The sequence below is a fragment of the Streptacidiphilus pinicola genome (genome assembly GCF_003258295.1).
GTDB classification, from domain to species: domain Bacteria; phylum Actinomycetota; class Actinomycetes; order Streptomycetales; family Streptomycetaceae; genus Streptacidiphilus; species Streptacidiphilus pinicola.
The window spans coordinates 78,296-91,666 of record NZ_QKYN01000065.1; the positions used below are offsets into that span (position 1 = coordinate 78,296).

14 protein-coding genes are annotated in these 13,371 nt (G+C 73.0%); 3 read left to right on the forward strand and 11 right to left on the reverse strand.

The genetic code is table 11. The features are described from left to right. Positions 1-94 precede the first annotated feature (94 nt). The 9 genes from trpA to hisI all read right to left on the reverse strand — a co-directional run bounded on the left by trpA (position 95) and on the right by hisI (position 6,976). Positions 95-904 (reverse strand): tryptophan synthase subunit alpha, encoded by an 810-nt coding sequence (gene trpA, locus DN069_RS16725; RefSeq protein ID WP_111501798.1) that lies wholly within the window; start codon positions 902-904, stop codon positions 95-97. Continuing rightward, positions 901-2,148: a tryptophan synthase subunit beta gene (gene trpB, locus DN069_RS16730; RefSeq protein WP_111501799.1), complete on the reverse strand. Its 1,248-nt coding sequence runs from the start codon at positions 2,146-2,148 to the stop codon at positions 901-903. Before trpB ends, trpA begins: the two co-directional genes overlap by 4 nt. A gap of 76 nt (positions 2,149-2,224) precedes the next feature. Then, on the reverse strand, positions 2,225-2,407 hold the full coding sequence (gene trpM / locus DN069_RS42845) for a tryptophan biosynthesis modulator TrpM (RefSeq protein WP_111501800.1): 183 nt from the start codon (positions 2,405-2,407) through the stop codon (positions 2,225-2,227). Between the two features lie 33 nt (positions 2,408-2,440). Beyond that, complete coding sequence (gene trpC, locus DN069_RS16740; RefSeq protein ID WP_111501801.1) at positions 2,441-3,247, reverse strand: indole-3-glycerol phosphate synthase TrpC; 807 nt, start codon at positions 3,245-3,247, stop codon at positions 2,441-2,443. Positions 3,248-3,405: 158 nt separating this feature from the next. Then, positions 3,406-3,822 (reverse strand): DUF2752 domain-containing protein, encoded by a 417-nt coding sequence (locus DN069_RS16745; RefSeq protein WP_243639327.1) that lies wholly within the window; start codon positions 3,820-3,822, stop codon positions 3,406-3,408. Positions 3,823-3,900: 78 nt separating this feature from the next. After that, positions 3,901-4,149, reverse strand: a complete 249-nt coding sequence (locus DN069_RS16750; RefSeq protein WP_111501803.1) for an HGxxPAAW family protein — start codon at positions 4,147-4,149, stop codon at positions 3,901-3,903. A 71-nt stretch (positions 4,150-4,220) separates the two neighbouring features. Continuing rightward, a complete protein-coding gene (locus DN069_RS16755; RefSeq protein WP_111501804.1) occupies positions 4,221-4,934 on the reverse strand; it encodes a TIGR02234 family membrane protein in 714 nt (237 codons plus the stop codon). Next, positions 4,931-6,535 (reverse strand): anthranilate synthase component I, encoded by a 1,605-nt coding sequence (locus DN069_RS16760; RefSeq protein WP_111501805.1) that lies wholly within the window; start codon positions 6,533-6,535, stop codon positions 4,931-4,933. The genes DN069_RS16755 and DN069_RS16760 overlap by 4 nt, the downstream gene beginning before the upstream one ends. Positions 6,536-6,598: 63 nt before the next feature. Next, on the reverse strand, positions 6,599-6,976 hold the full coding sequence (gene hisI / locus DN069_RS16765) for a phosphoribosyl-AMP cyclohydrolase (RefSeq protein WP_111501806.1): 378 nt from the start codon (positions 6,974-6,976) through the stop codon (positions 6,599-6,601). 82 nt (positions 6,977-7,058) lie between these two features. Between hisI and DN069_RS16770 the strand changes: the two genes are divergently transcribed. Next, positions 7,059-7,622: a hypothetical protein gene (locus DN069_RS16770; RefSeq protein WP_133259943.1), complete on the forward strand. Its 564-nt coding sequence runs from the start codon at positions 7,059-7,061 to the stop codon at positions 7,620-7,622. A gap of 133 nt (positions 7,623-7,755) precedes the next feature. Next, a complete protein-coding gene (locus DN069_RS16775) occupies positions 7,756-9,465 on the forward strand; it encodes a carbohydrate binding domain-containing protein (RefSeq protein WP_111501808.1) in 1,710 nt (569 codons plus the stop codon). A 58-nt stretch (positions 9,466-9,523) separates the two neighbouring features. Here the strand turns inward: DN069_RS16775 and DN069_RS16780 are convergent, their stop codons facing one another. Next, positions 9,524-11,407, reverse strand: a complete 1,884-nt coding sequence (locus tag DN069_RS16780; protein WP_111501809.1) for a sialidase family protein — start codon at positions 11,405-11,407, stop codon at positions 9,524-9,526. A gap of 145 nt (positions 11,408-11,552) precedes the next feature. On the opposite strand from DN069_RS16780, the gene DN069_RS16785 reads away from it, so the two are divergent. After that, the gene (locus DN069_RS16785; protein ID WP_111501810.1) at positions 11,553-12,185 is read left to right on the forward strand and encodes a TIGR03085 family metal-binding protein; all 633 of its coding nucleotides are present in this window, start codon (positions 11,553-11,555) and stop codon (positions 12,183-12,185) included. Here DN069_RS16785 and DN069_RS16790 read toward each other — a convergent pair. Then, positions 12,160-13,353: a PucR-like N-terminal domain-containing protein gene (locus DN069_RS16790; RefSeq protein ID WP_111501811.1), complete on the reverse strand. Its 1,194-nt coding sequence runs from the start codon at positions 13,351-13,353 to the stop codon at positions 12,160-12,162. The genes DN069_RS16785 and DN069_RS16790 overlap by 26 nt on opposite strands. Positions 13,354-13,371 lie beyond the last annotated feature (18 nt).

Here is a 13,371-nt window from a genome sequence, read left to right on the forward strand (position 1 = left end):
CGATCAGGCGAGTGCCTGTTCGGACGAGCCCACCCGGCACGACGACACGACGAGGGGGCGCGGACCGAAGTCCGCGCCCCCTCGTGACGAGCCGTCAGCGCTTGCGCACGCCCCGGGCCAGCTCGGCGGCCAGCTCGCGGACCGCCGCGTAGCCCGCCTCCGGGCTGTCGGCGTCCAGGATCCGCTGGACGAAGGCCGAGCCGACGATGACGCCGTCGGCGAAGGCGGCCACCTCGGCCGCCTGTCCGGCGTCGGAGACGCCCAGGCCGACGCAGACCGGCAGCTCCGTGGTGGCCCGGGTGCGCGCGGCCAGGTCCTCGGCCATCTCGCCGACCTGGGTGCGGGTGCCGGTCACTCCCATGACGGCGGCGGCGTAGACGAAACCGGTGCCCTTGGCGGTGATGATCCCGAGGCGCTCGTCACGGCTGGAGGGCGCGACCACGAAGACCGTCGCCAGCCCGTGCTCGGCGGCCGCGGCGAGCCACCCGTCCGCCTCCTCGACCGGCAGGTCCGGCAGGATGCAGCCCGCGCCGCCCGCCGCCGCGAGATCGGCGGCGAACCGCGCCTGGCCGTAGCGGTCGACCGGGTTCCAGTACGTCATGCACAGCACCGGGACGGTCGGGTTGGCGGCGGCGACGGTGCGGATCGTCTCCAGTACGTCCTTGGTCCGCACGCCGCCGCGCAGCGCGATGTCGTCGGCGGTCTGGATGGTCGGCCCGTCCAGCACCGGATCGCTGTGCGGCAGTCCGATCTCGACGACGTCCGCGCCGCCGTCGATCAGCGCCTGCACCGCCTGCGCGGCGCCCGCGACGCTCGGGAAGCCGGCCGGCAGGTAGCCGATCAGCGCGGCACGGCCCTCCGCCTTGGCGGCGGCGAGAGTCTGGTCCAGCAGGGCGTTCGTCACTTGGCACCGCCAGCAGCGTCGTCGGAGGTCTCGGCGTCGGAGGAGTCGAGCAGCCCGAAGTACTGGGCGGCGGTGTGCATGTCCTTGTCCCCGCGGCCGGAGAGGTTCACCAGGATGACCGCGTCGGGGCCCAGCTCGCGGCCCAGCTCCAGGGCCCCGGCCAGGGCGTGGGAGGACTCGATGGCCGGGATGATGCCCTCGGTGCGCGAGAGCAGCCGCAGCGCGTCCATCGCGTCGGCGTCCGTGCACGGCCGGTACTCGGCGCGGCCGGTGTCCTTGAGGTACGCGTGCTCCGGGCCGACACCCGGGTAGTCCAGACCGGCCGAGATCGAGTGCGACTCGATGGTCTGGCCGTCCTCGTCCTGCAGCACGTAGGTGCGCGAGCCGTGCAGCACGCCCGGGTCGCCCTTGGTCAGGGTCGCGGCGTGCCGGAGCGTCTGCACGCCCTCGCCGGCCGCCTCGATGCCGATCAGGCGCACGCCCGCGTCGGGGATGAAGTCGTAGAAGACACCCATGGCGTTGGACCCGCCACCGACGCAGGCCACCACGGCGTCCGGCAGCCTTCCGGTGCGCTCCAGTACCTGGCCGCGGGCCTCCTGGCCGATGACCCGGTGGAAGTCGCGGACCATCATCGGGAAGGGGTGCGGGCCGGCGACGGTGCCGAAGAGGTAGTGCGTGGAGTCGACGTTGGCGACCCAGTCGCGGAACGCCTCGTTGATCGCGTCCTTGAGGGTGCGGCTGCCGGACTTCACCGGCACGACCTCGGCACCGAGCATCCGCATCCGGGCGACGTTCAGCGCCTGGCGCTGGGTGTCGACCTCGCCCATGTAGATGGTGCACTCCATGCCGAAGAGCGCGGCGGCGGTCGCGGTGGCGACGCCGTGCTGGCCGGCCCCGGTCTCGGCGATGAGGCGGTTCTTGCCCATCCGCCGGGTCAGCAGCGCCTGGCCGAGCACGTTGTTGATCTTGTGCGAGCCGGTGTGGTTCAGGTCCTCGCGCTTGAGCAGGATCCTGGCCCCGCCGGCCTCCGCGGAGAAGCGGCGGACGTCGGTCAGCGGGCTCGGACGGCCCGTGTAGTCCTTGAGCAGCGCGTTCAGCTCGGCCGCGAATGCCGGGTCGGCCTTGGCCTTCTCGTACTCGTCGGCGACCTGCTCGACGGCGGCGACCAGCGCCTCCGGAATGAAACGACCGCCGTACGCGCCGAAGTAACCGCGCGCGTCGGGGACGGATGTCACGTCGGACATGAGTGTTCCCTTGGGGATGTGAACGGACGTGGGCAGGCGTGCGCGAAGCGGCGCACCCGCGTCGAGACCCATCGTCTCAGCGGTGCGCGGCACTCCGCACGCGCTGCCATCGCCGCCCGGGAACCTGGCCCGGCTCGGCCCCGATCACGTACCGCACCCGGCGCCCGAGGACGCGCCGAGCGGGCGCACGACACCCGCGCGGCTTGCAGCCGCGCTGCAGCCCGGCATGGCGGGGCTGGTGGCGGGCGTCGGAGGTCACGCGTCAGATCCTAGCGTTCCGTACGGGCCCGGATCACCGGCCGTGCCGCAGCGCCGGGTGCGCGCCCGCGGCCACCAGGTCCGCGACCGCGGCCTTCGGGTCCTTGCCGGTGACCAGCGACTCGCCGACCAGCACCGCGTTGGCGCCGTCGTTGGCGTAGGCGATCAGGTCGTGCGGACCGCGGACGCCGGACTCGGCGACCTTGACGATGTGGTTCGGGATCGCGTGGGCCACGTTGGCGAAGGTGTTCCGGTCGACCTCGAGGGTCTTCAGATTCCGCGCGTTCACGCCGATGATGCGCGCGCCGGCGTCGACCGCGCGGGCGATCTCCTCCTCGTCGTGCACCTCGACCAGCGGGGTCAGGCCGATCGACTCGGCCCGCTCGATCAGGGAGACCAGGGCCTCCTGGTCCAGCGCGGCGACGATCAGCAGGGCCAGGTCGGCCCCGTAGGCGCGGGCCTCCCACAGCTGATAGGAGGTGACGATGAAGTCCTTGCGCAGGAGCGGCGTGTCGACCGCGGCGCGGACCGCCTTGAGGTCGGCCAGCGAGCCGCCGAAGCGCCGCTGCTCGGTGAGCACGGAGATCGCGGCCGCGCCGCCCGCCGCGTAGTCGCGGGCCAGCGCCGCGGGGTCCGCGATCGCGGCCAGGGCACCCTTGGACGGGCTGGAGCGCTTGACCTCGCAGATGACCGCGACGCCCTCGCCGCCGAGCGCGGCCACGCCGTCCTTGGCCTCCGGGGCCTTGGCCGCGAGTTCCTTGAGCTCGTCCAGCGAGACCTGGGCCTGACGCTCCGCGAGGTCCTCACGGACACCGGCGATGATCTCGTCGAGCACGCTCACTCGGAGCCCCCATTCGTCGGGTCGGTTGGTGGTCTCGTACACGTCGGCGTCTCTCGGATGCCTGTCTGCCGATGACCTGGATCGATGGTATCCGTCCGGCCCCGCCGAACCTGAATCGAGCGGGGTGCGGTCTCGCTCCCCGGACACCCGCCGGGCGGTCACGGTGCGAGAAAAGTGCCGGTGGGAAGGTTGCGCACCAGGGTGAACGCGAGCACCAGGACCGCGGCCGCGACCCACCACGGACGGCCCATACGCAGGGCCGGACGGGGTCGCCCGCGTAGCGCGCGCAGCGCCCACAGGGTCCAGAAGGAGGCGGTGAAACCGCACAGGGCGACCACGAGCACGTTGTCGTGCAGGGCGGTGCCGAGATCGCCGCGCGTCAGCGCGTGGACGGCGCGCAGGCCCCCGCAGCCGGGGCACCACCAGCCGGTCAGCGCCAGGAACGGGCAGACGGGGTAGTGGCCGGGCCGGTTCGGGTCGACCGCGCCGACGTAGGCCGTCGCCGTCAGGCCGGCGCCCAGCAGCCCCAGCGGGACGCGGACGGACCGCTCGGGGGAGGGGGAGGCGGCGGTCACCCGGCCATTCTTCACCGGACAGGCGGCACCGCCCGCTGGGGGCGCGCCGCCGTGTCGGGAGAACTCTCCGGCCGGGTCTCAGGCGGAGACGCTGCTGGAGACCGACTCCTTGGCCGCCGGGGCAGCGTGGGTGGCGGGCTTCTTGCCGAAGCCGGCAGCCGACATCAGCTTGCCGACGACCGCACCGGCCGCGGCCAGGACCAGGCCGATGGTCACGAGGATCGGGCTCGGAATGACCATCGCCACGCCGGCCAGCATGAAGCCGAGGAACGAGACCGTGACACCGGTCCAGGCGGCGGTGGTGTGTCCGTGGCTGTTTGCCGACATTTACTGCTCCTAGTTCTAGGACTCTCCCGCCCGGGAGAGTTCTCCTGGTCCATTGTCCCGTATCGCCGGGGTCAGCCTGCAGTGGGGTCCTCGCCCCGGTCCAGTGCCTTCCAGAGATCCGCGGGGCTCTGCTGGGCCGCGGAGGACGATGCGGACGCCCTGGCGCGCGCCGGGGCGGCGGCCTTCTTGCCCGCCGGGGCGTCGTACCGGGCCGACATGCCCGGCCAGTCCGCGCCGCGCAGCACCGTCAGCACGCCGGCCGCGAGGACCAGCAGGCCGCCGAGCAGCGCCGCCCACGGCCAGGCCGTGTGCGACAGCGCGGTCGCGGTGACCTCGGTCAGCCCCACCGAGCGGGCCGCCTTGTCGTCCAGCGCGCCGGAGTCGGAGCCGAGCGCGCCCGTCGCTGCGGCCCCGGCCGCGGCGCCGCCGGCGAGCACGACCAGGCCGCCCAGGACCCGGCGGGCCTTGCCGCGCACCGCGAAGACCGCGACCACGGAGGCCAGCGCGACCAGCGCCATCGCGCTCGGCACGCCGCTCAGCTCGCTGCCGTGGGCGGTGACGTCCCGGACCGCGCCCTGCGCCTCGACCTTGCCCGAGACCCAGGTCTGCCCGGCGGCGACCAGCAGCAGCGTCGCGCCCGCGACCGAGAGGAGCAGCGTGAGGGCGAGCGGGCGCCGCCAGGGCTTCGCCTCCGGCGCCGCCCCCGCCTGCTCGCTCGGCTGGGTCGGCTCGGTCGGCTCGGTCGGCTGGGCGGTGGTCGCTGCGGTCGTCTGCTCGGGGCTCACCGCTCCAGTGTGCCCTGCCCCGCCCCGTCGTTCGGAGCCAGGGTGGTCCCGGCGCCCGGCGTCGCGGCCGGACGCAGGGTGGCGGCCGCGGCGACGGCGCGCAGCACCGCCGCGGCCTTGTTGCGGCACTCCTGGTCCTCGCTCTCGGGGTCCGAGTCGGCGACGACGCCCGCGCCCGCCTGGACGTAGGCCTTGCCGTCGCGGATCAGCGCGGTGCGGATGGCGATGGCGGTGTCGGAGTCACCGGCGAAGTCGAAGTAGCCGACGCAACCCCCGTACAGGCCGCGGCGGGTGGGCTCCAGCTCCTCGATGATCTGCATCGCCCGCGGCTTCGGCGCGCCGGAGAGGGTCCCGGCGGGGAAACAGGCGGTCAGCACGTCGAAGGCGGTGCGGTCGGCGGCGACGCGGCCGGTGACCGTGGAGACGATGTGCATCACGTGGCTGTAGCGCTCGATGGTCATGAAGTCGACCACCTCGACGCTGCCCGGCGCGCAGACCCGGCCGAGGTCGTTGCGGCCGAGGTCGACGAGCATCAGGTGCTCGGCGCGCTCCTTGGGGTCGGCCAGCAGTTCGGCGGCCAGCTCCGCGTCGCGCTCGGGGGTGGCCCCGCGCGGCCGGGTGCCGGCGATGGGGTGCACCATCGCCTCGCCGTCCTCGACCTTGACCAACGCCTCGGGGCTGGAGCCCACCACGTCGAACGGCTCGCTGTCGGGGCCGGAGGCCCCGAAGCGGAAGAGGTACATGTACGGGCTGGGGTTGGTGGTGCGCAGCACCCGGTAGACGTCGAGCGCGCTCGCCGGGCAGTCGACCTCGAACCGCTGCGAGGGCACGACCTGGAAGGCCTCGCCCGCCCGGATCCGCTCCTTCACGGCCTCGACCGCGGCCCGGTAGGGCGCGCCGCCGAACGGCGAGACCGCGTCGACGGAGGCGACCGGGGTGAGCACCGCGGCGCCGGCCGCGACGGGCCTGGCCAGATCGGCGGTCATCCGGTCCAGGCGCTTGACGGCGTCCTCCCAGGCCGCGTCGACGCCGGTCGGCCGGTCGTCGCGGTTGACGGCGTTGGCGATGAGCAGCACCGAGCCGTCGGTGTGGTCGAGCACCGCGAGGTCGTCGCTGAAGAGCATCGTCAGCTCGGGCAGCCGCAGGTCGTCCGGGGCGAGTTCGGGCAGTCGCTCCAGCCGGCGGACGATGTCGTAGCCGAGGTAGCCGACCAGGCCGCCGGTGAACGGCGGCAGTTCGCCGCCGGCGTGCAGGTCGCGCGGGCCGCGCAGCGCCTCGATGGTGGCGCGGAGCACCTGCAGCGGGTCACCGGAGGTGGGCACGCCGACGGGCGGGGTGCCGATCCAGCACGCGTCGCCCTCGGCGTCGACGGTCAGCTGCGCGCTGCTGCGCACGCCGACGAAGGAGTAGCGCGACCAGTGGCGGCCCTGCTCGGCGCTCTCCAGCAGGAAGGTGCCCGGCCGCTCGCCCGCGAGCTTGCGGTAGACGCCGACAGGCGTGTCCCCGTCGGCCAGCAGCCGCCGGGTCACCGGGATCACCCGGCGGTCGACGGCGAGCTTGCGGAAGGTGTCGAGATCGGGGGTGACGCGGCCGCTGGTCATGCCCCGGAAGCGTACCGGCTCGGCCTCCGCCGAGCCGGACCGTCTCAGCCCCCGGTGACCGCCTCAGCCACCCGTGACGGGGAGCGAGCCGGCGTCGAAGCAGGTGCGGTCGCCGGTGTGGCAGGCGGCGCCGGTCTGGTCGACCTTGACCAGCACGGTGTCGCCGTCGCAGTCCAGCGCCACGGACCTGACCCGCTGGACGTGGCCGGAGGTGTCGCCCTTGACCCAGTACTCGGCGCGGCTGCGGCTCCAGTAGGTGCAGCGCCCGGTGGTGAGGGTGCGATGCAGCGCCTCGTCGTCCATCCAGCCCATCATCAGCACCTCGCCCGTGTCGTACTGCTGGGCGATGGCGGGGACCAGCCCGTGGGCGTCGCGCTTGAGGCGGGCCGCGATCGCCGGGTCGAGGGCGGTGGTGTTCGGGAGGGCAGGTGTTGCGGACATGCGTCCAATGCAACCACAGCGGCGACGGCCCCTGTCGCCCGTGCTCTGTTGCCGAACCCCGCCAGACGGCATGCTGGGGCGCATGGGGCTCTCAGGGGGGTTCGGGCGGCTGCGCGGCTCACGTCTCGGCCTGGCCGTGACACTGGTGGCGTTGCTCGTGGCGGTGGCGCTGATCCTGCTGCTGGCGCTCCGGTCGAAACCCGCCGCCGCTCCGCAGGCGAAGCCGACGCCCTCGCCGTCCAAGGCCGCGCCGTCGCCCTCGCCGAGTCCGTCGCCGTCGCTGCCGAACACCTTCGCCTACATCTCGCTGCAGCCCGGCGACTGCTTCGACTCGCCGGCGTTCACCCGGAGCCTCACCCTGCTGGCCAAACGCGCCTGCACCACGCCCCACGACGCCGAGGTCACCCGGCTGACCACGCTGCCCGGTGACCTGGCCGACTACCCGGCGATCCTGCACAAGGCGCTGGAGCTGTGCGAGCCGCTGAACGCCGCGGCCTACCAGAAGCAGAGCGTCAAACAGCTGCAGTACTACGAGCTGTATCCGAGCCTGGCCGAGTACCAGGGTGGTCGACACACCGTCACCTGCGCACTTTCGGGCGGAAGTTACCAGGGCGCACGGAAGTTGACGGCCCCGCTGGTCCGATGAGCGCAGGCAAGTTGGTCTAGTCCTATTGACGCGGACTCACGAACGTTGTTTCGTAGTCTCGCCAGGCCTGGCCGCGCACGGAAACCCCCACACTCCCCCACACCCTTGGGGCATCCCCGAAGGGATCTCTGTCATGCGCTTGGCGAGATTCACCGGCTCCGCGTGCGCTCTCGCGCTCGCCACCGCCGGAGCGGTCGGCCTGCTGGCCCCCACCAGCAGCACCGCCGCAACCAGCGTCTACTCCGTGGCTCCCTATGTCGACATGTCGAACGGCCAGGAGGGCCTGCTCGACACCGCGATCACCGGCCACGGTCTCAAGGCCTACACCGCCGCCTTCGTCCTCGGCGAGGGCTGCAACCAGATCTGGGGCGACACGCTGCCGATCGGCGCCGACTCCTACACCGACCCGGAGATCGCCAAGGCGAAGTCCGAGGGCGCCTCGGTGATCATCTCCTCCGGCGGCGCCAGCGGCGAGCCGCTCGCCTGGACCTGTTCCACCCAGAGCAGCATCGACGCCGGCTACCAGGCGATCATCAACGACTACGGCGTCAACCAGCTCGACTTCGACGTCGAGGGCGCGGCCGTCGCCGACACCGCCTCCGCCGCCCGCCAGATGCAGGCCATGAAGGACCTCAAGGCGAGCAACCCGGGCCTGACGTTCTCCATGACCCTGCCGGTGCTGACGAGCGGTCTGACCGGCGACGGCGTCAACATCCTGAAGGCCGCGAAGAACGCCGGCATCAAGATCGACGTCGTCAACGTCATGGCCATGGACTACTACGCCGGCACCGGCACCGAGATGGGCCAGGGCGCGGTCTCGGCCGCGCAGGCCACGCTCGCGCAGATGCAGTCCGTGGACCCGAGCTACACCTACGCCAACCTCGGCATCACGCCGATGATCGGCAAGAACGACGACGGCTCGACCTTCACCCTCGCCGACGCGCAGACGGTGGAGAACTTCGCCGCGCAGAACGGCGTCGGCCGCCTCGCCTTCTGGGCGGTCACCCGCGACCAGGCGTGCGGCGGCAGCGCCAACTCGCTGCCCACGTGCAGCGAGATCAGCCAGAGCCCGCTCGCCTTCACCGACGCGTTCGTGCCCTACGAGGGCTCCTCGGGCGGCGGAGGCGGCGGCAGCACCAGCGACTTCTCGCTCTCCCTCTCCCCCGGCTCCGCGTCCGTGGCCCAGGGCGGCAGCGCGACCGCGTCCGTGGCCACCGGCGTGACGGCGGGCAGCGCCGAGAGCGTCAGCCTGTCCGCCTCCGGCGCGCCCTCCGGCGTCAGCGTCTCGTTCAGCCCGAGCTCCGTCACCTCCGGCAACAGCTCCACGCTGACCGCCACGGTCGGCTCCTCGGTGGCCGCCGGGACCTACCCGATCACCGTCACCGGCGCGGCGGCCTCCGGCAGCCACACCGCGACCTACTCGCTGACCGTCACCTCCTCCGGCGGCGGAGGCGGCGGGGGCGGCTCGCTCGCCAACGCCGGGTTCGAGAGCGGCAGCCTCAGCCCGTGGACCTGCCAGTCCGGCAGCGGCGTGGTCAGCAGCCCGGTCCACTCCGGCAGCCACGCGCTGCAGGTCGCCCCGTCCTCCAGCACCACGGGCGAGTGCGACCAGTCCGTCACGCTGCAGCCCAACCACAGCTACACGCTGACCGGGTGGGTGCAGGGCCCGTACGCCTACATCGGCGTCAGCGGCGGCGCCTCCGCCAGCACCTGGTCCAACAGCTCCAGTTGGAACCAGCTGTCGGTCAGCTTCACCACCGGCAGCAGCGGCGCGGTCACCGTCTACGTCCACGGCTGGTACGGCCAGGGCGACGTCTACGCGGACGACTTCACGCTCGGCTAGTCCAGCGCCCGGCGCGTGGCGCTCCGCCCCCGCGGGCGGAGCGCCACGTCATGTCACGTCACGGAACGGGGATCGAGGTGACCAGCTGCTGCTGGCGGTTGGCCGGGTTGCCGCCGTCGTCGTAGGTGGTGACGGAGCTGGTCCAGTCGACAGCTCCCGCGCCGCTCTGCCCCGTCGAGCTCTGCGCCGTCGAGCTCTGCGCTGTCGAGCTCTGGCCGACCGTGTTCCCGAAGTAGTCCCCGAGGAAGGTCGGGTTGCCGGTGGCCGACTCGCTGGGCGAGTTCAGCTGCGGGTCGAAGGAGTGCGGCGAGAGCCGGATGTTCTGCCCGATCGGGTTCAGGCTCGGGCCGTAGAACTGGATCGCGGTGTTGACGCAGTAGTTGGCCGCGCCGTACGGCGGGAGCGCACCCGAGTAGTTCGGGTTGGCGCCGTCGAGGGCGAGGCCGGCCGCGGCCGCCTCGGCGGTGCCGGCGGCGGGGCAGGCGAGCCGGCGGTCGTAGAAGGCGACGCTGACGGTGCCGTCCGGCGCCGCGGCGAGGTTGGGCTGGAACTCGTCGGCGGGCGTCGCGTTGTCGTTCACCTGGACCGGCGCGGACCAGGTGGCGCCGCCGTCGTAGGAGGCGGTGAGCAGCACGTCGTCCACGCCCGTGCTGTCGTCCTCGTAGGCGAGGTAGAGCGGGTAGTGGCCGTTCACCTTGACCGTGCCGGTGGCGAAGGTGTTCTCGATGCCGCTGCGGAACGTCGTGTTGTTGTACGTCGCCCCCGGGGCGACCACCCCGCTCTCGGCGGTGCCGTCGGTGGTCCAGCTCGCGCCGCCGTCAGCGGAGGAGTCGACGAACATGGTGGCGCCGAAGGCCCGGTGGGCCGGGTCGAAGTTGGTGATCGAGGTGTAGACGCTGCCGTCCGGGGCGACGTGCGGCAGCAGGTAGGTGGCGCCCTGCGGGGTGCTGGGCGGCTCGGGCAGCGCCTGCGGCTTCGACCAGTCGGTGTGCGCGCCGCCGGGCAGGGCGTCGGCGTAGGAGACGAACGGCACCGGCACGTTGTGGTGGAAGTCGACCCACATCGCGTAGACGCGGTCGAAGTGCGGGCTGGCCGGGTTGGTGTCGATGGTGATCCACTGCTTGTCGGGCCCGTTGCCGATGCTGTCGTAGCTCGCGACGTAGTCCGGCCGGCCGTTGTGGGTGCTGACCCACTGTGAGGCCGTGGTCGAGCCGTGCGGGCGCACGGAGACCGAGATGACCTCGGAGGGCACCGCGGGGTTGGCCTCGCGCGAGGTGCCCACGGAGCTGTTGTGGCTGCCGTCGGCGTTGTAGAAGAACTGGTAGGGCAGCAGCAGCTCGTAGTAGTCGCCGTAGCTGTCGAACGCGCCGACGGGGTCGGTGTTGTCGGTCCAGCCCTCGTAGCCGGGGATGTGGCCCTGCACCGGCCAGGACCTGCCACCGTCGAAGGACTCGTAGAAGCCGAGCACGTGGTTGTAACCCTCGGCGCTGACGATCCACTTGGACGAGCCGATCAGGTGCTGAGGGTTGGTCGGGTCGACCCGGATGTCGGACTCGGAGTGGTCCTTGACCAGCATCGGCCCGCTCGCGGGGTAGCCGGGGTTGCTGCCGGCCTGGGTGGCGTAGGGGCCGGCGGCGCCGGTGTCCTCACCGGTGGTCGCGCCGGGGCAGGCCGACTCGCCGCTGTAGCCGTCGTTCGGACCGTGGTTCGCCGCCCAGGGCACCTCGGGCCGGTAGCAGCTGACGGCGGTCTCGGTCGGGACGGTGCTGCTGACGTGGGCCGCCGTGCCACTGCCGGCGAAGGCGGCGTCGCTCTGCAGCCCTTGCGGGACCACGCCGACGCCGGGGTCCGGAGCGCCGGCCGCGGCGGCACCCGGGGGCGCCAGGGTGAGGGCACCGAGGATGGCCGGGACGACGAGCAGGGCGAGTCCAGGGGCGCGCACGTGACCTCCTGAGGGGGGTGGTCCAACGGCTTTCCCGCGCCGGGCGGGACCACCGTGACTGCGCGGCCCCGACGCGACGACGCCAGCGACGGTAGGGACTCCCGCGCCCTCGGGCAAGAGGCCGGACAGGGCCTACGCTTGGCCCATGTCGAATCTGGGACGACGTGAGCGCCTGCTGCTGGCCGATCTGCTGGAGGGCGTCGGCCCGGACGCGCCGACGCTGTGCGAGGGGTGGCGGACCGCGGATCTGGCCGCGCACGTGGTGGTGCGCGAGCGGCGGCCGGACGCGGCCGGAGGGATCCTGATCAAGCCGCTGGCGGCCCGGCTGGCCCGGGTGCAGGCGGAGTACACGGCCAAGCCGTTCGAGGAGCTGGTCGAGGCGATCCGGGTGGGTCCACCCGCGTACTCGCCGTTCCGGCTGCCGGGGGCCGAGGACGCCGGGAACACGGTGGAGTTCTTCGTCCACGGCGAGGACGTGCGGCGCGCGCAGCCGGGCTGGTCGCCCCGGGTGCTGGACGCGGAGCTCAGCGAGTACCTGTGGAAGCGGCTGACCGCGGTGGCCCGCCTCAACGGCCGCAAGGCGCCGGCCGGGCTGGTGCTGCGCCGCCCGGACGGGCAGACCGCGGTGGCCCGCAAGGGCGCGCCGGTGGTCACCGTGACCGGCGAACCGGGCGAGCTGCTGCTGTTCATGATGGGGCGTCAGGCCGACGCGCACGTCGAGTACGACGGGCCCGAGGAGAGCGTGGAGCAGATCAGGGCGGCGAAGTTCGGGCTCTGATGCGTTCCGCGCCCATCCGCGCCCGCAGGGCGATCTCCAGCTCGAAGCGGGTGTCGGCGTCACCGAGCGCCGGACCGAAGAGGCGCTGCACCTGGTGCAGTCGCTGACGCGCCGTCTGCGGGTGGATGCCGAGACGTGCGGCGACGTCGGGGGCGCTGCCGCGGTTGGTCTGCAGCCAGGCGAGCAGCGTCTCGGCGAAGCGGCCGCGCTGCTTGGGCGTCAGCTCGTCCAGGGCGCGCAGCCGTCGGGCCACGATGAGGCGGACCAGGGCGGGGTCGGCGAGCAGCAGCAGCGCGGTGAGGTGGGCCTCGCAGTCGACGGGGGTCTTCACCGTCTCGGGCAGTCGCGCGCGCAGCGAGCGGGCCCAGCGCAGCGAGTCCCCTGTCTGTTCGGGTGGCACGGTCGGGCCGATCACGCCGCCGCGCGCCTCCAGCAGCGCCCGGAGGCGGCCGTCGCGCAGTTGCAGCTCGGGCTCGGGGACCACCAACCACGGCTCGGGGCCGTCGAGTTCGGCCAGGACGAGCTCGGGCAGGCCGGGTCTGGGCCGGTACGGGGGGCGATCCTCCCCCGGCAGCAGCGCGACCGCGCACAGCTCCCAGGGCAGGGCCCAGTCGGCGAGCGCGGCGGCGCTCTCCAGCTCCGGGCGAGTGGTACCGCGGGCCAGCAGCGCCAGCAGCTGTGACCGGGAGCGCCCGCGCGCACCGGCCTCGTCGGCCTGGGCGAGGGCGTAGCCCTGGACGGAGGCGGCGGCCAGCTCGTCGACATGGGCGAAGATCGCCTCCGCGAGCACGACGAGCTGTTCGGTGCCGAGCCCGACCCGCCGCGCGACGCGCGCGTAGCGCCGCCAGGCGACCCGGGCGCCGAGGCGGTAGGCGGCCTGCAGCGCGTCCAGACTGCGACCCTCGGCGAGCTCGCCGCGGCCGAGCGCGCGGTAGACGTGCATCCGCCCGGGATCGTCCGTCCGCGCACCCTCGATCATGTCGGTGAATTCGGAGAGCGCACTCTCGACACCACGCTGGATTCCCGCACCGAAATAACCGGCGAGCGGCCTGGAGAATTCAGGGACCTGCTTCCTGATCTCCCTGATGATTTCCGCGGCGATGGTCTGCTGTTCCTTGCGCAGCTCCGCCGCGAGGCCCCTGGGCAGCGCGCTCCACGGGTCGCTCAAGGCTGCTCCCTCCGACGT